16 protein-coding genes and 4 riboswitches are annotated in these 21907 nt (G+C 47.8%); of the genes, 12 read left to right on the forward strand and 4 right to left on the reverse strand.

Going from position 1 to position 21907, the window contains the following annotated elements; all coding sequences use genetic code 11:
* The first annotated feature begins 63 nt into the window (after window positions 1–63).
* The 4 genes from BM056_RS06375 to BM056_RS06390 are packed head-to-tail and all read left to right on the forward strand — an operon-like array spanning window position 64 to window position 3963.
* A complete protein-coding gene (locus tag BM056_RS06375; RefSeq protein ID WP_165613407.1) occupies window positions 64–516 on the forward strand; it encodes a DUF2975 domain-containing protein in 453 nt (150 codons plus the stop codon).
* A 13-nt stretch (window positions 517–529) separates the two neighbouring features.
* Window positions 530–757 carry a helix-turn-helix domain-containing protein gene (locus tag BM056_RS06380; RefSeq protein ID WP_092469844.1) on the forward strand — a complete coding sequence of 76 codons (228 nt, stop codon included), beginning with the start codon at window positions 530–532 and terminating at the stop codon, window positions 755–757.
* Window positions 747–1259, forward strand: a complete 513-nt coding sequence (xrtK, locus tag BM056_RS06385) for an exosortase K (RefSeq protein WP_165613408.1) — start codon at window positions 747–749, stop codon at window positions 1257–1259. The genes BM056_RS06380 and xrtK overlap by 11 nt, the downstream gene beginning before the upstream one ends.
* Window positions 1243–3963, forward strand: coding sequence for an MSEP-CTERM sorting domain-containing protein (locus tag BM056_RS06390; RefSeq protein WP_092469848.1), 2721 nt, complete (start codon window positions 1243–1245; stop codon window positions 3961–3963). Before xrtK ends, BM056_RS06390 begins: the two co-directional genes overlap by 17 nt.
* Window positions 3964–4105: 142 nt before the next feature.
* On the opposite strand, the gene BM056_RS06395 is transcribed toward BM056_RS06390, so the two are convergent.
* Entirely contained in the window at window positions 4106–6136 is a 2031-nt protein-coding gene (locus BM056_RS06395; RefSeq protein ID WP_165613409.1) for a methyl-accepting chemotaxis protein, read from the reverse strand.
* A gap of 228 nt (window positions 6137–6364) precedes the next feature.
* On the opposite strand from BM056_RS06395, the gene BM056_RS06400 reads away from it, so the two are divergent.
* Window positions 6365–7558 (forward strand): MalY/PatB family protein, encoded by a 1194-nt coding sequence (locus BM056_RS06400; RefSeq protein WP_092469852.1) that lies wholly within the window; start codon window positions 6365–6367, stop codon window positions 7556–7558.
* 95 nt (window positions 7559–7653) lie between these two features.
* Here BM056_RS06400 and BM056_RS06405 read toward each other — a convergent pair whose 3' ends face one another.
* Together BM056_RS06405 and BM056_RS06410 are read right to left on the reverse strand one after the other, a co-directional pair.
* Window positions 7654–7836, reverse strand: coding sequence for a hypothetical protein (locus tag BM056_RS06405; RefSeq protein ID WP_092469854.1), 183 nt, complete (start codon window positions 7834–7836; stop codon window positions 7654–7656).
* 29 nt (window positions 7837–7865) lie between these two features.
* The gene (locus tag BM056_RS06410; RefSeq protein ID WP_092469856.1) at window positions 7866–8309 is read right to left on the reverse strand and encodes a hypothetical protein; all 444 of its coding nucleotides are present in this window, start codon (window positions 8307–8309) and stop codon (window positions 7866–7868) included.
* A gap of 309 nt (window positions 8310–8618) precedes the next feature.
* Window positions 8619–8736, forward strand: a riboswitch (molybdenum cofactor riboswitch).
* A 150-nt stretch (window positions 8737–8886) separates the two neighbouring features.
* On the opposite strand from BM056_RS06410, the gene fdhD reads away from it, so the two are divergent.
* The 7 genes from fdhD to BM056_RS06445 all read left to right on the forward strand — a co-directional run bounded on the left by fdhD (window position 8887) and on the right by BM056_RS06445 (window position 19335).
* The gene (gene fdhD, locus BM056_RS06415; protein ID WP_092469858.1) at window positions 8887–9672 is read left to right on the forward strand and encodes a formate dehydrogenase accessory sulfurtransferase FdhD; all 786 of its coding nucleotides are present in this window, start codon (window positions 8887–8889) and stop codon (window positions 9670–9672) included.
* 3 nt (window positions 9673–9675) lie between these two features.
* Window positions 9676–9795, forward strand: a riboswitch (molybdenum cofactor riboswitch).
* 280 nt (window positions 9796–10075) lie between these two features.
* Window positions 10076–12763: a formate dehydrogenase subunit alpha gene (gene fdhF, locus BM056_RS06420; protein ID WP_092469860.1), complete on the forward strand. Its 2688-nt coding sequence runs from the start codon at window positions 10076–10078 to the stop codon at window positions 12761–12763.
* On the forward strand, window positions 12764–13807 hold the full coding sequence (locus tag BM056_RS06425; RefSeq protein ID WP_092469862.1) for a molybdopterin-binding protein: 1044 nt from the start codon (window positions 12764–12766) through the stop codon (window positions 13805–13807).
* Between the two features lie 3 nt (window positions 13808–13810).
* A complete protein-coding gene (locus BM056_RS06430) occupies window positions 13811–15034 on the forward strand; it encodes a molybdopterin molybdotransferase MoeA (protein WP_092469864.1) in 1224 nt (407 codons plus the stop codon).
* A 97-nt stretch (window positions 15035–15131) separates the two neighbouring features.
* Window positions 15132–17789, forward strand: a complete 2658-nt coding sequence (locus tag BM056_RS06435; RefSeq protein ID WP_207648147.1) for a molybdopterin-dependent oxidoreductase — start codon at window positions 15132–15134, stop codon at window positions 17787–17789.
* Window positions 17782–18156, forward strand: coding sequence for a TusE/DsrC/DsvC family sulfur relay protein (locus tag BM056_RS06440; protein WP_092469869.1), 375 nt, complete (start codon window positions 17782–17784; stop codon window positions 18154–18156). The genes BM056_RS06435 and BM056_RS06440 overlap by 8 nt, the downstream gene beginning before the upstream one ends.
* A gap of 9 nt (window positions 18157–18165) precedes the next feature.
* Window positions 18166–19335, forward strand: a complete 1170-nt coding sequence (locus BM056_RS06445) for an aminotransferase class V-fold PLP-dependent enzyme (RefSeq protein WP_092469871.1) — start codon at window positions 18166–18168, stop codon at window positions 19333–19335.
* Window positions 19336–19462: 127 nt separating this feature from the next.
* Here the strand turns inward: BM056_RS06445 and amaB are convergent, their stop codons facing one another.
* Window positions 19463–21007, reverse strand: coding sequence for an L-piperidine-6-carboxylate dehydrogenase (gene amaB, locus BM056_RS06450; RefSeq protein ID WP_207648148.1), 1545 nt, complete (start codon window positions 21005–21007; stop codon window positions 19463–19465).
* A gap of 222 nt (window positions 21008–21229) precedes the next feature.
* A riboswitch (molybdenum cofactor riboswitch) is annotated at window positions 21230–21348 on the reverse strand.
* Window positions 21349–21788: 440 nt separating this feature from the next.
* Window positions 21789–21905: riboswitch (molybdenum cofactor riboswitch) on the forward strand.
* Window positions 21906–21907: the final 2 nt, after the last annotated feature.

Genomic DNA, 21907 nt, shown 5'->3' on the forward strand with positions numbered 1-21907 from the left:
TTGTATTTCATAATTTATTGTACTATAATGCTATTTGATAAAGTTCTCGGGAGGTCTTTTGGGATGCAAAATAAAAAGGCTCTACATCGCTTTACCAAGATACTTATTGATTTCATGTTTTACAGCGGTATTCTGGTTTGCGCATTTGTTCCGGTAATTATTTACAAGCTTATTCCATACACCTTTATAGCTGGAAGCATCCGCCTGCAGTTGACAGCTGTATTAATGTTGTCGGGCATCGCAGCGCTTTATATTTTATGGACGCTGAGATATATTTTTAAAACACTTTTGCATACTGACCCCTTTATTCTGGAAAATGTAGACGCTTTGCGGAAAATGGCAGTTGCATCTTTTGTCATTGCAGCTTTATACATAACAAAATGTTTGTTCTGGTTTACACTGGGGACAATCATAATTGTTATTATTTTTGCCATAGCTGGCTTGTTCTCGCTGGTTCTGGCAGATGTGTTCAAACAGGCGGTACAGTATAAAGAAGAAAATGACTTAACGGTTTAAGGAGTGATGAACTGTGCCGATTATTGTCAATCTTGATGTAATGATGGCCAAAAGGAAAATCGGGCTGATAGAGCTTGCGGCACTGGTGAACATCACTCCCGCAAATTTATCAATTCTTAAAAACAACAAAGCCAGGGCAATTCGATTTTCCACACTGGAAGAAATCTGCAAGGCATTAAAGTGCCAACCGGGCGACATTCTGGAGTATCAAGATACGGAGCATGATGGTAATGAAAGATAAAGCGCAGAGTGTGCTTATTTATTTTCTGGCTGTTCTGGTTGGTCTTGGTTTAATATATGGGGTTAAAACCGCCCAGGATGCTGTTTTAAAGATATTGCTTTATCCTCACGCAAAAGCGGCGGAGATGTTTTACAACATTCCGCTGGCGTACACAAACGGGATTGGATATTCATCAATGGACTGTGCATTTACCATTGGCCGGGATTGTATGGGCAGTAACTTCGTTGTTTTAATGTTTATAATGAACGCCTGCATGTTTGCAAAACATTTTAACGGCTTGTACAAGGTGTTATGGTTTATCACAAGTCTTATTGGAGCTGCCGCGGCCGGGACCTTAATCAGCAGTATCAGAATTATTGGCTCGATACCGTTTGTAACCCACGAAAAATTTGCACTATTGCATACAGGCATAGGTATTTCCCTTTATTTTGCCGCCCTGGCGGCAAGCTATATATCAATTAATAAATTAATTGGGGGAGATAAACATGAAAGCAGTTACTAAACCCGTGTACATATTATTGTTTGTGACGCTGCCCCAGCTGGTGCTGTTAGGTTACCTTACCTTCAATGCCGGAGGGTTAAATATGGCATCAATAGTGCTTACTGGTGCCGTAACTCTGCTGTTAACGGGGATATTTTCAATTTACGCGCTTATAAAACGCAGAGAAAACTCTACGGACACAAGGGTATTCACGGCAATTTCAATTGTGTATGCGTTTTTTACAGCATTTATGCTGCTGTTTAATATAGATTTATTTAATATAACGGGCTTTGTCAGCCCACGCCTGGTTTTTGTCATCTTGTGTATGATTCCTGTTTTGTATGGCATATATGGTACGGCCTTTAACACAACACCAGCTGAAAAGAGTAATGATACGGCCGGTTATGCTGCAGGATTAATTGCAGTTCCACTGATCTGGTTTGTAATGATGAATATTATCAGCGGCATCAACTTAAATGCCATACTTATGATCTTGATCATAGCAGGCGTTTATACAATAATGCTGCTGTCAGTGAAAACGCTGCTTGTTTGGAGGCAGGAAAGGACTGACAGTGAATTAAAGAGCCCATCCACTAAAAGGTATTATATTATTACAACTTTTGTATCGCTGCTGCTGCCATTGGGAGGTCTGGCAATTAATCAGGGCAACGCCGGTTTATGGTCCAGTGATACTTCCGTTGGCATGTTCGGTGATTTTTCAAGCCCTGCCTTCTATATTATTGCAGCGTTAAACGGGTTACTAATGCTGCTTCCCACGGTAAAGGATAAAAAGCTCAGGCTTTTGGCGTTTTATCTTAAGGCGGTTTGTTATACATATATATTGTATTTTTTCATCGTGTTCCTGCCTATTCTCCCACTGGGGCTAGTAGGGCTCATTTTTTACGGATTGGGAATTTTCATTTTTGCACCTGCCTTTGCTGCTGTCTGGCAGGGCCGGCATATAATCAAGGAATGGGATGTTCTGTCAAAGGCATGGGGAACGTCTGGAATAATAGCTGTTTTTTGTGCCGGGATCGTCACCCTGCCCGTCTGTATGATATCTACATTTTGGGGTGATAAGGGTAATTTGCAAGCTGCTGTGCAATATTTGGGTTATAACAGTGTTGAGATAACCGAACCGGTTGAGGTTGATTTGGCGCGTCTTGAAAGAGCATTAAAAAATATTAAGGGCAGCTATGATTCAACAAGGGGTATGATGGGTTTTGATTCCGGAAACACACCCATAATATCAGCCTTTTACACAAAGTTCATTCTGGATGGGAAGATCATAGCACAGCACAACATACTGGCACTTGAAAATCTGTTTTTGGACTCAGGGCACAATCTGATTGACGTGAATCTTGCCAATTCGAATATGGTGCATAACCGGGTACGGCTGGCAGATATGCAAGGCAAAACAGAGTTGGATGAGGAAACAGGAGTTTACAGGTCACGGGTTGATTTGACACTGGAAAACCCTGCAGTAGAGGGAAATGGAGAGTATGTAACTACTTTCAAATTGCCGGAAGGTGCATATATCAGCGACTATTACCTTGATGTCGCCGGAGATAGAAAAGAGGGTATTCTTGCCGATCGTCGGGCTGCTTTGTTTATTTACCGGAAAATTGTAAACACGCGCCGCGACCCGGGACTGCTGCACTATACATGCAGAAATACTCTGGAGCTCAGGGTCTTTCCCTTCAGTGAACACGAGGTAAGGCAGACAGGCTTTGAAATTCTGCACAAATATCCGTTTAATCTTAATTTAGATAACAAGATTATTTCATTGGGCGAAGACGCAGTACAAAGAGAAACGGCTGTTGATGGAGCGGTTTTGCTTTCGCCCTTGCAAAAAGCCGGTTTAAAGCAAGTTAAAAGAACGCCCGAATACCACTTTGTTGTTGACTGCTCCAAAAACAGCGACATTGCATGGCATACTGAGCAAATTGAAGAATATGCCAAGGCCAATAATATTACCCGGGCTGAAGTGATTTTTGCTTCCTATAAAGTTGAATCCCATTCTCTTGCGGATATGAAGCAAACAAGATTTGAAGCGGAATGCGGTTTCAATTTTGATAGGGCGGTAAGAATGATTTTAAGTAAAGAAAGCAGCAAAAATTTTCCGGTTATAATTGCAGTTTCCGATAATATGCCCGGAGCTGTTTTCCCTGAAAATATTTATCCTCTATCCGACAGATTCCCTGAAAGTCCTTGCTATTACGCTTTAAATCACGACCTGACTTTGACGCCATATTCTTATGCAGACAATAAGGCGGAGGGTAGAGTAAAGAATCTTATTGTAAAGCCTGTCCTTAACTTCAATGGAATCTATGTATCTGACAATAATGAATGCGAATTGGTGCCGGGTAATATGAAATTGGACAGCATTACTTTAACAAGCAATCAGTTTAAAAACGCTATTCTTCTTGATGCGGCACAGCAAAGATATTTGTTGAACGGAAAACCGGACCCTTTGGAATTGGTTCGTGCCGGCTTCAGGGCAAGAGTTTTGACACCCCAGACAGCATTTATTGTGGTTGAGACACCGGAGCAGGAGAGGGAATTGCTGGATTTGCAGGAGAGAATTCTAAACAACAATGAACAAATCCCTACCGTAACGCTTGATGAGCCGCCACTGTTTATATGCGCCATGCTCGTTTTGCTGATAATACTTTTTGCTAAAATACGAAAAAAATCTTTAAAGATCAGGCTTGGGCTGGATTAAAAAACGATGATGCTTTAAGGCCGGCCTAGTCAGCCGGGGATATAGCTGCTGCAACAAGTTTTACAATAACTATATCTCCGGCGACTGGCTTGACGGTGTCTTTAAGCTGCACTTTCATTGTACACGAATTTTCACTTCTTAATTATTCGTTGCTCTTTTCGCTGTCGGCTGCTATGTCGGTAGTTGCCACATGATCCATTGCCTCTGCTTTATTTGCAGAGGTTGCCTCCTCCTCATCTGTATGCTTCTGTTGATCTATATCATCTTCCGCCGGCAAATCAATCCGGGTATTTTGATCACTTTCCGTCATTTTAAATAACGATATGGCTCTTTGCAATTCCTCGGCGATATTGGCCAGTTCCTGGGCGGCGCCCGATACCTGCTGCGTGGTGGCGGAAATTTGCTCGCTGGCTGCAGTAAGCTGTTGGGTGCCTTCATTAACTTGTTTGGAACCGGCGGCAATATCTTGAATTACTGCCGTATTCCCTTCCACTGCTTTTTCAATCTGTTGCAAAGCAGCACTGGCGCTATTGGCCACCTGAACTCCTTCGCGCACTTCTGCGACTCCAAGCTCAATGGCTTTTACCGCTTCGTCTACATTTTGCCGGATTTCATTGACCAGGCCCGTAATTTCTCTGGCGGCGTTGGCCGACTGCTCAGCCAACTGCCTTACCTCTTCCGCCACGACAGCGAACCCACGGCCATGTTCCCCGGCCCTGGCGGCTTCAATGGCTGCATTCAAGGCGAGTAGATTAGTTTGATCTGCTATGTTGGTGATAGTGTTTATAATTTCCCCTATCTGATTGGACTGCCGTCCCAGTTTTTGAACGGCCTCGGCCATATTCCGTGAGGTTGCGGCTATGGAATTGATTCTGTCTACAGTTTCCTGAACCGCCCGGTTGCCCTGCTCGGCTACTTCCCATACCAGCCCGGACTCTTTAGCGGCGGTTTCCGCGTTATCCGCACTCTGGCTGGAGGTGGCGGCCACTTCATTGGTGGTGCTGGCTACCTCCGCAATGGTGGAGCTTACCTCTTCGCTGCTGGAGGCCAGTTCCTGGCTTTGTGAAGCCAGGTAGTCGGAGCTATTGCGAATACTTGTCAGCATCGATTTCAGATTTTCCACCATCGTGGCAAAGGATGCGGACAGAACGCCCAGCTCATCCTTTCTTGCTCCCAGATCACTTATTTTAAATGTCAAATCGCCCTGCGCTACAGCTCCGGCCATATTGCATAAAGCTTTAATCGGCTTGGAGATATAATTGGCAATGATAAACGATAGCAGCAGCATGATCGCAACGGCTGCCAATGCTATGATGATCGCAAATTTTTGGGACTTGGCCAGCGGCGCCATGACATCGGCGGTATCGGCAGTTTGAGCAATGGACCAGCCTGTTAATTTTATGGGCGCATAGGCCAGTTCTTTATCAACACCGTCAAAGCTATAGTGGCCGTATCCCGCTTCCCCTTTTGCCATTTTTTGGCCCAGTGCTTCAAAAGTGGCATTTGATTCCCAAATTTTTGTGTTATTTACCCACTTTTGATCCGGGTGCGCAATAATATTCATGTTATCACTGACAATAAACCCGTAACCATAATCACCGATTTTCATTTTCTCCACCAGGATATTAATATACGTAGTGTTTACGGTGGCCACGATTACACCGACTATTTTAGTGGCATCATCGAAAGCATAGATAGGAGCGGCCACGGCAATGACTGTTTGAGAGGAGGCCTCATTTAATATGGGATCGGATATTACAGGTTGTCCGGTTTGCAAAACTTCCTGAAAATATTTCTGATTTTCAATATAAACTTCTGTTACCCCCAAGGTGGCTTGGGTGATATGGGCATAACCGGAGGTGTCCGCCACCATAAACATTTCGATGCCGTTACCATTACCTCCCGAACCCATCAATACTAAAAATTGTTTTTCCCAGTCCATGCTCTGGATATCGGGCACCTTGGACAAGGTAACTACTACGTTTTGAATACCCTGCAGCCAGTTGGTAATTATCTCGGCATTATCAGCGGCGCCATTTTGGGCCGAAAAGACAATTTGTTCGTTTAGAACTGCCGACATTCGGTTATAGTTAAACCAGGTCATGGATAATATAATGGCCAAAGTTGCCAGTAGAATAATTACGGCCAGTCTAGCTTTAATACTGTTAAACATATGTACTCCCTCTTTCTTTTTGATGTCACGGATTTTCATCCGCTTTGCCTATTTTTTCATATGTAAAAAAATTTTTCTACTTTTTCGATGGATATACGACAAATTCCTCTATTTTTTAATAAAAATTTACATGCATGCAGATAACTTTAAAAAGAAGAGGTTTGATTATTATGTTAAAATTATTATGCTAAAATGAAAATAAAAACGATGAATTGGTGGTAATGAAGAGTGCAGTACAACTTCGATCAAATTATTAACAGAAAAAATACCAATAGCATGAAATGGGATAAGAATAACCAATTATTCGGCAGGGATGATTTAATTGATCTGTGGGTGGCGGACATGGATTTTCCCTGCCCGGAACCGGTGATTAAGGCTATCAAAGAACGGGCTGAATACCCTTTATACGGCTACTCTTTTCCACCGGATTCGCTGTATGAGGCTATAGTTGAAAGGCTGGACAGAAATTATGGCTGGAAAATTAAAAAAGAATGGATAGTTTTTACCGCCGGGGTGGTTAACGGCTTGTATGCGGCAGTTGCGGCTTTTACCCGTTCCGGAGATGAGGTGGTGGTGCAGCCGCCGGTATATTACCCGTTTTATAACGCAATTAAAGATAACGGCTGCCAGATTCTCTACAACCGTCTAGCCTTTGACGGTGAGCGGTATACCATGAATTTTAACAACCTGGAGGAGCTTTTTAAACCTGTTACAACTTTCCCGGTACGCGTTCCCCGGGTAAAGATGCTTATTTTATGCAGTCCTCATAACCCTATCGGCAGAGTATGGTCAACGGAAGAGTTAGCTGTTTTGGGTGAAATTTGCATTAACAACAACTGTATGCTTGTTTCTGATGAAATTCATTGTGAATTGCTTGTTGGCGACGTTAAACATACTGTTACCTCAACGATATCCCGGGAGCTTGAGCAGCAGACCATAACTTTTATGTCCGCCAGTAAAACATTTAATTTGGCTGGATTGGCCACTTCTTTCGCTGTTATCCCCAATGATCACTGGCGCAGGGAGTATATTAAGGCCAGAGCCGGCCATAACAGCGGCAATCCCTTCGGCTATATCGCCCTTGAGGCTGCCTTTCGCTCTGGTGATGAGTACCTCCGCCAATTACTGTCGTATTTAAGGGCTAATGTGAGTTTTTTTACGGATTACATTAAAAATAAAATTCCCGGGCTTAAAGTGGTTAAGTCGGAAGGAACCTATCTTGCCTGGGTGGATATGAGAAACTTGGGTTTGAATACCCTTGAGCTGCAGGATTTTATGCGTTCCAAGGCCCGTTTAGCCCTGGATGACGGGTACGCCTTCGGGCCCGGTGGCGAGGGTTTTCAGCGGTTCAACCTGGCCTGCCCTCGCAGTGTATTGCAGCAAGCGCTGGAAAGATTGGAACAGGCGGTCGGAGAGTTATAAAAGTCAAGAGGTTATACAGGTTTTTGCCTGCATAACCTCTATTTGCTTTATTTTTGAGCCTAAAATTCAAGTAGACTAACCAAGTGATCTACCGATCAACAATCATTTTTTTTCAGGAATTCCCGCCAACGTTTGATCTGGTGCTTTTCTTCCTCGATCATATTCATGATAATCTTGCGCAGACATTCAGTGGGAGCGTGGCAAGCAATTCTCTGGTACAGTTCTATTTCCTGCTGCTCACACTGGATGAGTTGATTAACTAGATGGTGCCAAGGCATATAACTGACCTCCTTTGGGGTAACTCATTCTACTTACCGGTTTTGGGTTGTTTAACTTTAGTTTCTTCAACTTCAGGTACCGGAGCTTCGGGTTGTTGAGCTTCAGGTTCCCGGGCCTTAGGTGTAATAGCTTCGGGTTCCGGTCTTTTGGGTTTTTGAGCATCAAGGTTCCATGGGGAATATCCCGGTCCACAGTCGCAACCGGGGCCATGGCCAGGATAGCCGGGGCAATATCCAGGGGGATATACCGGTGGATATCCCGGTCCGCAATTGGGATCATGCGCTTCATCTTGACAAAAACATGCATATACCGTGTTCCAAAAACTGGCCTCCCCGGCTTCTTCCTGGATTTGTTGGATAACTTCCCTGCGCATGGCTGCGCTGGGCACCTGTTCAGCCAGTTGGGCCAGCATAGCTATCTCCCTCAGCTCAATCTTCATTGCCATTTTTACATTTTGCAGCCAATCATTCATAATAATCACTCCCGGTAATTTTATAATATAGTATTCAATTCAGGTAAATATTGCCACTAATGGGCAAACTGACCCGCTTGACAACATTGGTATCATATTAGATTATTAACCTGAAGAACCACGTTGGTTAAATCAACGCAAAACATTCAACCAGGCGGTTAGGACCATGACATTTGGAAAAGTTACGATAACCTTTTTACCCAGCAGATAAAACTTAAAGAAGTTTTAGTTGCCTGCAGCAGGAATTTACTGAATGTTGTCAAATTAAATCTAATAAGTTGCCGGATTGCTTTTTAAAAAATGAATAACGATATCATGTGCTCCGAGCCGCTTTGCCTAAAACAGCAGTTATGGTAATTTGGCCGTTAGGGTATCACTGGAAACGGTTATGCCTCCCGTTGTGGAAAGGAGTGCAGTGTTAAGCTGTTTATACTTAAACAGACACCACTGTGCCCCTGTGCCGTTCTGGGTGTCTGTTTTTTTATTTGGAAAAGCAGGATTATGCCTGTATCAGTTGGCATTTTAGAAATCAAGTGGTTTTAACAGCATTGAACAAAGGAGCTATACCCTAATTATTATGAAAGCATTTTATAAAAAGGTAAATCTGGTTTTATACAGCAATGATGAGATGCAGGTTGTCAATAATGTAGTTGTTAAGGATCAACCGTTAACAATTTTTTATAATGACAGGGAGTTAACAACACTTATTTGTTCTCCCGATGGTTATGAAGTGCTGGCTGTGGGTTTTTTGCTTAGTGAAGGTTTACTGCAAAAACCTTCAAATATTAAGGAAATAACCTGTAACGAAGCAGCCGGTGTGATCAGGGTGGAAACTTATTTGCCCACACCTCAAACGGAAAGCTATTTACGCCGTCACATGGCCGGTTACTATGGTGATGAGCAGGCAACCATGTATTTTGCCAATGATGTTCAACAGCTCCGCCCTGTACAATCGGAGTGCCGGTTCAAAGCAATTCATCTGTTGAACATGATGCGTGAACTGGATGATCGGTCGGATACGTACCGGCTTACCGGGGGGGTGCACAGTGCCGCATTGGCCGACAACGGTGAAATGCTGCTAATGTATGAAGATATAGGGCGTCATAACGCTGTTGACAAGGTTCTGGGGCATGTGTTTTTAAATGAAATTACCACCGGTGATAAGTGCTTGTTATTAAGCGGGCGTGTATCATCGGAAATTCTGATCAAAGCAGCACGAAGCAATATTCCTGTAGTAGTTTCCCGTGCAGCTCCCACCGAGCTTGCGGTAGAACTAAGCGATCAGTTGGGCATAACCGTGGTAGGCTTTGCCCGCGGGCTGCAGTTAAGCATATACAGTCATGTGGAAAGGATATTAGCATAAAAATATCATACTGTGCTCCGAGCCTCTCTGCCTAAAGCTTTTAGCCATGGCAGGCAGGCCGTTGGGTAAAGTGGGAAACAACTTTGCCTCCCGTGGTTGGAAAGGAGCTTGATCTTAAGGTGAAAAGATGTTGCTTGTGGTTCATCTCGTTAACCGCCGCTAAGACTCCCGCCTCTATAGGCGGGAGTTAAGCGGCGATAAACTCGAAATAAGTGCGACTAAGGTTCAGGTGGGGTCAAAACCCCACCTGAACCAAGTCTTCTTTATTAGCAGGTATCCGTGCCGCATTTTGCTGGTATTTAATCTTGAGATTACTGTTCAAAAAATCCCCGCCATGCCTGGGATTTTTTGTTAATAATTATAAAAATGCCTATTCACCAAATTAGAGAGGAGTGATGGAATTTTGGAAATGGTCAAGCTGAGTATCGACGGCAGAGCAATTGAAGTTCCGGCGGGCACGACGGTATTAAACGCCGCCGAACAAGCGGGCATCCACATCCCCAGGCTTTGCTACGAACCGGACCTGAGCCCGTTCGGGGCGTGCCGGCTGTGTGTGGTGGAAATCCAGGGGATGCGAAATCTGCCGGCCTCGTGTGTAACAACTGTTACACCGGGCATGGTTGTGCAAACCCATTCACCGGCGGTAGTAGAGGCAAGGCGCACCATTCTGGAGCTGTTAATTGCCAACCACCCGCAGGATTGTCTGACGTGCGAAAAAATGGGTAACTGTAAACTGGCGCAATACTGCTATGAGTACGGAGTCAAGCAAAGCACTATGCAGGGGGAAAGGCATAATTACGCGGTGGATGACAGCAACCCCTTTATTGTTCGCGACCCCAACAAATGTATTTTATGCGGTAAATGTATCCGCGCCTGTGCCGAAATAACCGGCAAAAACAACCTGGATTTTGCTTACCGTGGTTTTGACACCAAGGCGACAACCTTTTACGATGTGCCGTTTGTGGAATCCGATTGTGTTTTTTGTGGAAATTGTGTTTCCGTATGTCCCACGGGAGCACTGACGGAAAAACAAATGCAGGGCAAAGTAAGGTATTGGGAGAGCCGAAAAGTTAGAACGACTTGCCCGTTTTGCGGAACCGGCTGTAGTTTCGATCTGTGCGTTAAAGATGATAAAGTGGTTGGCGTCGTATCCAGCCCGGAAGGTGCTGTAAACGGCCGCGCCCTGTGTATTAAGGGGAGGTTTGGCTGGGACTTTATTTATAATGATCGCCGGCTGACCACTCCTTTAATCAAACGCGAAGGAAAATTTGAACCTGCGTCTTGGGACGAGGCACTGGATTTAATAGCGGACAGGCTGGGTGAAATTAAAGCAAAATATGGTCCCGATTCATTTGCCAGTCTAAGTTCCGCACGGTGCACCAATGAAGAGAACTACCTGTTGCAAAAATTTACGAGGGTGGTGATGGGCACAAACAACGTAGACCATTGTGCCCGTACCTGACACGCGCCCACAGTGGCCGGTCTGGCCACTTCTTTCGGCAGCGGCGCAATGACCAATTCAATTTCGGAAATTGAACAGGCTGAGTTATTATTCTTGATTGGCACCAACACAACCGAAGCTCACCCGGTGATCGGTTATAAAATGCGGCAGGCGGCACGCAAGGGCGCCAAGCTTATTGTGGTGGACCCGCGGCGTATCGAACTGGCGGAGGAAGCCGATTATTGGCTGCGCATTAAACCGGGCACCGATATTCCATTTCTCAACGGGCTGATGAATATCATCATTGCCGAAAAGTTGTATGATCAGGTGTTTGTGGAAGAGCGAACCGAGAACTTCGCCGCTCTTAAAGAGACAGTTGAAAAATACACGCCCGAGTATGTATCGGAACTGACCGGCATACCGGTTGAAGACCTGTACGCGGTGGCCCGCCTTTATGCCGGTACGGATAAAGCCATGGCTTTTTATACCCTGGGCATTACCGAGCATGTTTGCGGAACCAATAACGTGATGAGCGTTGCCAACCTGGCTATGCTGACCGGGCATATGGGGCGTCCCGGTACCGGGGTCAACCCGATCCGCGGGCAAAATAACGTTCAGGGGGCCTGCGATATGGGGGCGCTGCCCAACGTGTATCCGGGCTATCAGCGGGTGATTGACCCGGTGGCGCAGGAAAAATTTGAACAGGCCTGGGGCGTTGCTTTATCCGGTGAGCTTGGATTGATGATTCCGGAAATGTTTGATCAGGCTAACGCCGGCGAGATCAAGGCGATGTATATTTTGGGTGAAAACCCCGTGCTGACGGACCCCAACAGCAATCATATCCGTTCAGGACTGGAAAAAATGGAGTTCCTGGTGGTGCACGAGCTGTTCCTGACGGAAACCGCGGAATACGCCGATGTAATCCTGCCCGCCGCCAGTTTTGCGGAAACAGACGGCACTTTTACCAATACCGAGCGCCGGGTGCAGCGGGTTAGAAAAGCAGTTGAGCCGCTGCCGGGCAAAGCCAACTGGCAGGCCATCATGGCCCTTGGTGAAAAGATGGGGTATCCAATGGGCTACAGCAGCGCCGAGGAAATTTTCCGGGAAATGGCGTCACTGACTCCATCGTATGGCGGGATAAGCTATGCCAGAATTGATGCCAAAGGCCTGCAGTGGCCGTGCCCGACCGCCGATCACCCGGGGACACCTTATTTGCACGCCAATGCATTCGTGCGGGGCAAGGGTCTATTCCAATCCATCGAACATATTCCTCCTGCGGAAATGCCCGACCAGGAATATCCCTATCTGTTGTCGACGGGCCGGATATTGTATCACTATAACGTAACCACACCTTACTCGGCCGCCATTAAAAGCATGTGGTCGGAGGAATATGCCGAGGTTAACCCGGAAGACGCCGCCCGGTTGGGTTTTATTACCGGTGATACGGCAAAGGTAACCTCCCGGCGTGGCGAGGTTGCCACCAAAGTCAGAGTGACCGACCGGGTTCCCCCCGGTATGATCTGGATGTCGTTCCATTACGGGGAAACTCCCACCAATGCTTTGACCAGCGCCGCTGTGGACCCGGTAACCAAAACCGGTGAGTATAAGGTTTGCGCCATTAAAATTGAAAAAATACGGGAGGCAGTTTAAATGCGCAAAGTCCCCGTTACTAAGGCAGTGGGTATGGAGCTTTGCCACGATATAACGCGCATTGTTCCCGGTCATGAAAAAGGCCGGGCCTATCAAAGAGGACATGTGATAACACCGGGCGATGTGCCAAGGCTGCAGGATTTGGGCAAAGAGCACGTTTTTGTCTGGGAGCCCGACGATGACCTGGTGCATGAAGACGAGTCCGCGCTGCGTCTGGCCAGGCATGCTGCGGGTCCGGGATTAAGCTGGGGCGAGCCCAATCAGGGCAGAGTTGACTTACGGGCTGCCTATAACGGTTTGCTTAAAGTTCAGGTTGACAGGTTAACCATGCTGAATAACCTGGACGGCGTGATTATGTCCACCCTGCATAACAACCGGTTGGTTGTCGAAGGACAAAAGGTTGCGGGGACCAGGATTATACCACTGGCTATCCAGAGAAGCATTTTAGAGCATGCTGAAGGCATTTGCAGCCGGCCCGGGCCGTTGATTACAGTGAAACCTTTTCAGCCGCTCTGGGTGGGTATTGTTACCACAGGCAGCGAGGTCTATACCGGGCGCATTAAAGATGGCTTTTGCAGCGTTTTGAAACAAAAAACTTCCTTTTTCGGTGCCAGGGTACTGGGCCAGGTAATTGTACCCGATGACCCTGAGGTTATTGCCATGGAAATACGTAATTTTATTAGTGAAGGGGCACAACTGGTGCTGGTTACCGGGGGTATGTCGGTCGACCCCGATGATGTTACCCCGACCGGCATCAGGGGGACCGGGGCCGAGGTTGTGTTTTACGGCGCACCGGTGCTGCCCGGATCTATGTTTATGATGGCTTACCTGGGTCATGTGACGGTTTGCGGCCTTCCCGGCTGTGTTATGTTCAATAAGACCACTGTATTTGATCTGGTGCTGCCCCGCATTTTTGCCGGGGACCGCCTGTGCCGGGGGGATATTGCCGGCATGGGGCACGGAGGTTTTTGTGAGGATTGTGAGGTTTGTCGTTTTCCGGCCTGTTCTTTTGGCAAGTCAACCGATATGTACGGGGTTAAATAAAAGATGCTGACCAATATACTGCTTGAAGAAGCCCGGGAACTGCTCGTGAACAACATTATTGCTTTACCCGGCCGGTCTATTTCTCCGGAAACAGCATTAGGCCGGGTTTGCTGCCAGGATATCCATGCCCTGCACGATTTACCCCCCTTTTTACAATCTGCAGTGGATGGCTATGCCGTTTCAACTGGCAATGGTGCTGATGATAAACATTATCTATTAAAGGAGAGTCTCCGGCCGGGTGATTATCCGGGATTTTCCCTGAAACCGGGACAGGCTGCCGGTGTGGTTACCGGCGGCCCGGTACCCTCTGGCGCCCGGGCTGTTATAGCCCAGGAATTTACTGAGCTCAAAGGGGGGTATGTTACCTGTTTGAGTAAGGTTAACCAGGGCGATAACCTTAAACAACCCGGGGAGGATTTCCATTCCGGTGATATTATGGCCAAGCGGGGTACGATTTTGAGTCCGGGGTTGATCGGTGCGCTGGCTGCCTATGGTGTAAGTCAGATCAAAGTTTTTCAAAGACCCAAAGTAGCTGTGCTGAGCCTGGGGAGAGAGATCGTGCCCTATCATCAAGTGCCGGCCCCCGGTCAAACCAGGGACAGCAACGGTATCTTTCTGGCCGCTTTGGTTGAGCAGGACGGGGCTGAGGTGACGGCGGTGGAAACAGTTGGCGATATGGAGCCGGTACAGGTTAAGTACCGGCTGGAAAAACTGCTGCGCCAGGCGGATGTGGTGCTGACGACCGGAGGGGCGGCCTCAGGGGTTTGTGATCAAGCCCTTAATGCCATAAGACTGACAGGGGCACGGCCGCTGTTTTGGGGGATAAAGATTAAACCTGGCAGCCACAGCGGCGCCGCAGTTCTTAAATCCAAGCTGATCATTGCTTTATCGGGCAATCCCGCCGCCTGTGCTACTGGGTATCATTTGCTGGCCACCCCCTCTTTACGAGCCCTGCAGGGCCTCAATCCGGAGCCGGTGCGCCTTGTGGCCGTGTGTAAAAACACCTTGCTTAAAAAAGGCGGCCCGCGCAGGTTTGTCAGGGGAAATGCTTTCTGGCACCAAAATAAATGGCAGGTGTCTTTTGGACCGGGGCAAAAATCAAGCATGTTGCGGTCATTAATCAATTATAACGCATTAATAGATCTGCCTGCCGGACACCCCCCGGTTGAAGAAAGGCAAGAGGTATCGATAATACTTTTACCTTCCTGTAATCCTTGGGATTATTGAAATAGTTGCAAACAAGTCACAGTGCTTGATCAAAGCAAATTGAGAGGAAGCTTTAGCTTGCCGAGAGGCTTTTAATGTACATCGGAGGGAAATCATAATGAAAATAAAGCTTAAAGTTAACGGAAGATTACAGCAGGTGGTGGCCGATCCGAGTTTAACACTGCTTGACCTGCTCCGGGACGTTCTTCATTTGACCGGAGCCAAGCAATCATGCGACAAGGCAGGCCAATGCGGCGCTTGCACGGTCATCGTAAATGGCAAGGCGGTCAGATCCTGCTTGCTGAAAGTGGCCAAACTGGATGGGGCCGAGGTGATCACCGTGGAGGGTCTGGGCACACCGGAAAACCCACATCTGATTCAGGAAGCCATGGTGTTGGCGGGGGCCGTGCAGTGCGGTTTCTGCACACCCGGCATCATCATGTCCGCCAAAGCGCTGCTGGATGTTAATCCTGATCCAGACACGGAAGAGATCAAAAAAGCTCTGCGCCACAACCTGTGCCGCTGTACGGGTTACGCCAAAATCATTGATGCCGTCAAACTGGCTGGCCGGTTTATCCGCAATGAAATTTCACCTGATGATGTCCGCCCTGATCCTGACGGCCCCAAGTACGGCGTTTCGCACCCCCGCCCCTCGGGACTGGCCAAAGCATGCGGCACAGCGCAATTTACGGCGGACATTATCGTTCCCGGAGCATTGGAGCTGGCTACTGTGCGCAGCCCGCATCCCCATGCTTTGATTAAAAAGATAGACTTTGCCGCCGCCGAGCAAATGCCGGGTGTGATCGGCGTTATGACGGCAAAGGATATTTTGGGCACCAACCGTTTGAAATACTCTGTCGCCGACCGTCCTGTTCTTTGCGAAGATAAAGTTCGCTATATCGGCGATGCTGTGGCGGTTATCGCGGCGCTAACCCGGCAGCAGGCGGTAGAGGCGGCCAAAGCGGTGGAAGTGGAGTATGAACTGCTTCCGGTGTTGAGTTCGCCGGGAGAGGCGATGGCCGAAGGAGCACTTCAACTGTACGACGACAGACCCAACCTGTGCTTTATCCAACCCCAGATCAAGGGTGACGCGGCAAAGGCACTGGCTGAATCAGCAACAGTTATTGAAAGCCACTTCACCACTCAGATCAACCACCAGGCCCCGCTCGAGCCGGAGGCGTGTGTAGCCTATTTTGAAGGCGGGGGTGAGGATGCCCAGCTCGTGGTAATTGGACGCAGCATTAATATCCACAAGCACCTGGATATGCTGCAAGAGGCCCTTGGCTGGGAGAATATGCGCTACGAGGAAGCCTACACGGGCGGGCAGTTCGGCATGAAATTGGAAATCTCGTCCGAGGGCATTGCCGCGGGAGCCGCTCTGCACTTCAAACGACCGGTTCGTTACATCCCCGGTATAGCCGAGTCCATGCTGATGACGCCGAAGCGCCATCCCTTCGACATGAAGGTGAAGCTTGGCGCAGACAGCGAAGGGCGCATTACTGCCTATGATATTGATATAGTAGTGGATAACGGCGCCTATCACTCCAATGGTGATGTTATTATCAACCGGGCCATGCAGATGCTTTCGGGCGCGTACAATATACCCCATCTTCACGCTGTCAGCAAACTGGTTTACACCAACAATCCCTGGGGATCTGCGGCGCGGGGGGCCGGCCCTCCGCAAGCTCATTTCGCCCTTGAGTGTGCTGTCAATATGCTGGCGGATAAGTTGGGCCTGGACCCGTTGGAAATGCGGATACTCAACTCGCTGCAGCCCGGGCAGTCCAAATCCACCGGCAGTGTGGTGGAACAGTGGCCTTTCCCCGAACTTTGTGCAGCCATGCGTCCTCACTATGAACGCAGTCTCCTTGAATCCCGGGAGCACAAAAAGGGAGTAGTTCGGCGAGGTGTTGGACTGGGTGCCGGCGCATTTGGTATCGGAGGGCCCGGTGATCAGGCCATTGTTGCCATAGAGCTTGATCCCGACGACGGAGTGACCATCTACGCCGCTGTTGCCGACCCCGGTGAGGGCAACGATTCAATGCTTACCCAGTTGGCTGCCGACGGCCTGGGCTTGCCTCTGGACAAAATCCGGTTAATGACCAAGAATACGGACCAGACTACCGCTACCGGACCCGCCGCCGGCAGCCGGATGACTTATATGGTGGGAGGAGCTCTGGTAAACGCCGTTGAGCAGCTGAAGCAGGCCATGAGAGACGCCGGTGCGGCCACGTATCAGGAACTCATAGCAACCGGGCGCCCGGTCCGGTATACCGGAACCAAGACCACACTGGAAGCCGGACCGCTGGATCCTGAGACCGGCCAGGGACCCTCCTTTGAATCTGTGGTGCATGCGTTACAATTGGCCGAGGTGGAAGTGAATACCGAAACGGGCGAGGTTAAGGTGCTCAAGATGACCACCGCGGTGGACAGCGGACCGGTGATTAACCCGAAAAACTTCGAGGGACAGCTTGAAGGCGGGGCGGATATGGGTGCCGGCTTTGCCCTGCGCGAGCAATATATTGCAGGCCAAACCAAGGACTGGATAACGTTTAAGTTCCCCAGTATTAGAACTGCCTTTGAAATGGAGTCGATTATCAGGGAAACACCAAGGCTGCGGGGTACCGGGAAGGGCTCTACGGGAGTCGGCGAGATGACCATGGTTCCCACCGCCCCGGCGATCATTAGCGCTATTAAGGACGCTATCGGCGTTTGGATCTGCGACTTGCCGGCAACACCGGAAAAGATCAAGGCGGCTTTGCAACAACGTGGTTGAGGATAACAGCACGTCAATGAGCAGCTCTAATCAGCCTGCCGGAACCGGTCGCAAATATCGTTTGATTGCCGGGCATCAAGTACTGTTTGATGAAGAAGATTTCTTCTGGCATCCCGGCGACTGGCGTGAAGATATCGCCGAGGCCCTGGCCCGTGAGTGCGGCCTTGCGTGTCTCAGCGCTGAACACTGGAAAGTAATCAGGTTTCTACGCGATTTTTATTTCCAAAACGGCAGGGCTCCGTTAAACCGCCAGTTGGTGCAGGGTACGGAAATGAGTATGCTGGCCATTGAGGCGCTTTTTCCCGGTGGGATTAAACGCGGTGCCCGCCGTATTGCCGGCTTACCCAATCCAAAAGCCTGTTTGTAGGTGGAGGCCATGGACAACAAATTAATTTATTTGGATAATGCGGCGACATCATTCCCTAAGCCTCAAAAAGTAATTGACTGGATGGTGGAGACCTATACCCGTCTGGGAGTTTCACCCGGCCGGGGCAGTTATGATCTGGCGATGGAAGCTGCTGAGCTCGTTTGGCAAACCAGACAGAAGCTGGCCCGTTTTTTTGGGGCTCCCGACCCGGACCGGGTCATTTTCACGGCCAATGCAACAGATGCCCTAAACCTGGCCATTCAGGGACTGGTTGCCCCGGGTGATCACGTAGTTGCCACGCGGCTGGAGCACAACTCCGTACTCCGGCCGCTATTCCACCTGGCACAGCAAAGCGGGATTAAATATGATCTGGTTGGCTTCAATGAGTACGGACATATCGAACCGGGTGAAGTAGCCAAGACTATAAGACCCAACACCAGGCTGGTAATCTGCAGCCACGCCTCCAACGTCCTGGGAACCGTACAGCCGGTGTCCGATATAGCCCGTGTATGCGCCGAACGCGGAGTTCCGCTGTTGATAGATACGGCCCAGAGCGCGGGACACGTTCCTGTTGATATGGGGAAATGGAACGTAAGTGCCGTTGCTTTTACCGGCCATAAGGCTCTTCTGGGACCGAGCGGTATCGGCGGCCTGGTTCTTTCTCCCCAACTGGAAATCAAATCCACCCGGTTTGGCGGAACAGGCATTGATTCGCGCAATCTCATGCATACGCAGACGTTCCCTGACAGGCTTGAAGCCGGTACGCTGAATCTTCTTGGCGTTTTCGGCCTTTCAGCCGGGCTCGACTACCTGGTAAATGAAAGCCTGGAACGCGGCCATCAAAAGGAGATGGCCATGATCAAGCGACTGTATGCAGGTCTAAGCTCAATTTCCCGGGTGGTAATTCACAGCCCGATGCCCGCGGAGCATGATGTGCCGGTACTCACTTGCACGGTCAGGGGGTTGGCAGCCGAGGATGTGGGCGCTATTTTAGATGGCGACTACGGGATCGCGGTCAGGACCGGGTTGCATTGCGCCCCCCTGGTGCACGCCGACCTGGGGACGGACACTAATGGCGCCGTACGTTTCAGTCCCGGCCGGTTCAATACCAACGAAGATATAGACCGGGCGCTGGAGGCCATGGAGGCTATTGGGAAAATGCATCCAAACTTAATTTGAGGGAATTTTGGTGGCGGCACCATCAGAAAATTGAAAATAGATGCCATCTAAAAAGCCTTTACAATATACGGACTTTGTATAATGTAAAGGCTTTTTTCCGATAATTATTTTTATGTCATTTGGTCAATTAAAATTCGCCGAACGTAATTCCTTGCGCCAAGGGTAGGCTTGAGCCCCAGTTGATTGTAACCGTTTGTCTTCTCATATATGCTTTCCAGGCATCGGAGCCGGATTCACGACCACCGCCGGTTTCCTTTTCACCGCCAAAGGCTCCGCCGATTTCCGCGCCGGAAGTGCCGATATTAACGTTGGCGATACCGCAATCGGATCCTTCAGGACCTAAAAAATGCTCTATTTCGTACATGTTTGATGAGAAAATAGCCGAGGATAGCCCCTGCGGCACATTGTTATGAGCATTCAAAGCTTCTTCCAACGACGCATATTTCATAACATATAATATTGGAGCAAAGGTTTCTTTTTGAACAATGTCGTAGTGGTTTTCAGCTTCTGCAATGCACGGTGTAACATAGCACCCGCTCTGATACTCTTCACCTTGCAAAATCTCTCCGCCATAGAGGACTTTGCCTCCTTGGCGTTTTAGATTCTCCAGGGCCGCCATCATGTCGTCAACTGCAGTTTTATTAACCAACGGTCCCATAACAGTATCCTGGTTAAACGGGTTGCCGATTTTAACCTGTTTGTAGGCAGCAGTTAATTTACTGATAAAGGTGTCATAGATAGAGTCATGAATAATTAAGCGCCGTGTGGTAGTACATCTCTGTCCCGAGGTGCCTACAGCTCCAAATAATACAGCTCGAATAGCCAGGTCTAAATTGGCATTTTCCGTTATAATAATGGCGTTATTGCCACCAAGTTCAAGTATTGTTTTGCCAAGGCGGCCCGCCACTTGTTCCGCAACCCGCCGGCCCGTGGGAATGCTGCCGGTAAAGCTGATTAAAGGAATTCTTTTGTCCTGCAGCATCTCCTGTCCTACTGTAGAGCCTTGACTTATTAATAAATTAAAAATGCCTTCAGGCAGTCCCTGCTCTTTCACAACTTTATTCACGATTTTCTGTACAGCTATGGCAGTTAACGGGGTAACGCTGGAAGGTTTCCAAATCATTACGTCACCGGCAATAGCGGCAATCAGAGCGTTCCAAGACCACACTGCGACAGGAAAATTAAAAGCTGTTATAATTCCAACAGGGCCCAGTGGCTGCCATTGCTCATATAACCGGTGTTTTTCCCTCTCACTGGCTATGGTTAACCCGTATAATTGCCGGGACAACCCTACAGCGAAGTCTGCAATGTCAATCATTTCCTGTACTTCGCCTTCTCCTTCAGCCAGCAATTTACCCATTTCCAACGTTACAAGCTGGCCTAACAAATGTTTGTATTTACGTAATTCAATTCCTATCAGGCGAACGATCTCGCCTCTCTTTGGCGCTGGTACATTTCTCCATATGTTAAATGCCAGCTGCGCCTTATTAATGACTAATTCGTAATCTTCTTTCGTTGCCTGGTAAACCGAGGCAATTGTATCCCCGGTGACTGGTGATACCGATTCTATTAAAGGTGCATTTTGATTCTGTAGCCATTCACCACAATACACACCGGCATGTTGATCTTCAATGCCAAATTCATGCAAAATTGTTAGATTGTTATTCATCATTTTCAAACACCTCTTTTAATTTTTTTTGCAACCTTGTTTGATATTAACCTGTCCTTAAATCATAGCTAAATGGAATAGCTATATGGCTGTGTTGAAAATTGGTAGGACCATGTAATACCGCATCGGGCTAAAAAAAAACCTTGGCTCACTAAAAAAACCGGCAGAAAATGCCGGTTAACAAAACAAATTTAAATCAAGTATCAACGCGAATACTAGCTTTGTTTGTTGATTGTCAACCCTCCTTTCCACACTGGGAGGCACGATCGTTTCCAAACGCACCCTAATGGCCGTGTATCCATAGCTATAACTTTAGGATATATGGCTCGGAGGTATTAAATTTTAGTGATTTTACGTTAAATATTTATTTCTTGCCTATTTATTAAATTCCTTCATCTTTGATAAAAAATATTAAATTAATTTCATTTGACGGCAAACCCCGGTTCGACCATGGCTTATCCTGATTCGACATTATTTGATAAAGGAATTATTTCAATGATGGAAAATTTATAAAAAAATATTTAATTGTCCACAATAAGGTTAGAAAAGGTTATAAATAGATGGAATTGTAACTACATGCGCCAATAAGCCTGCTGCATATTTTGTTCCATTTAGAATCAGTTGTTCCAAAAAAGTGCATTAGTATGGGCAAAATTCGAACATATTAATAGCTTAAGTCGCATTATTTTATTGACAATAAATACTGTTTTACTATCTCTGTTAACATTACACGTTTCGTTATAAGATTAGCATATATCTTGCTATATGTTATTGATGAACATATACATGTGTATTACTCCGATTGGTTTGTTTAAGGCCAAGCTATGATGAACCAGCCGATAGGGTGTGGTGGGAAACTGTCACGCCTCCCAGTGTGGAAAGGAGTACAGTATGTAACTTGGT

It is taken from the genome of Desulfotruncus arcticus DSM 17038 (assembly GCF_900113335.1).
GTDB classification, from domain to species: domain Bacteria; phylum Bacillota; class Desulfotomaculia; order Desulfotomaculales; family Desulfallaceae; genus Desulfotruncus; species Desulfotruncus arcticus.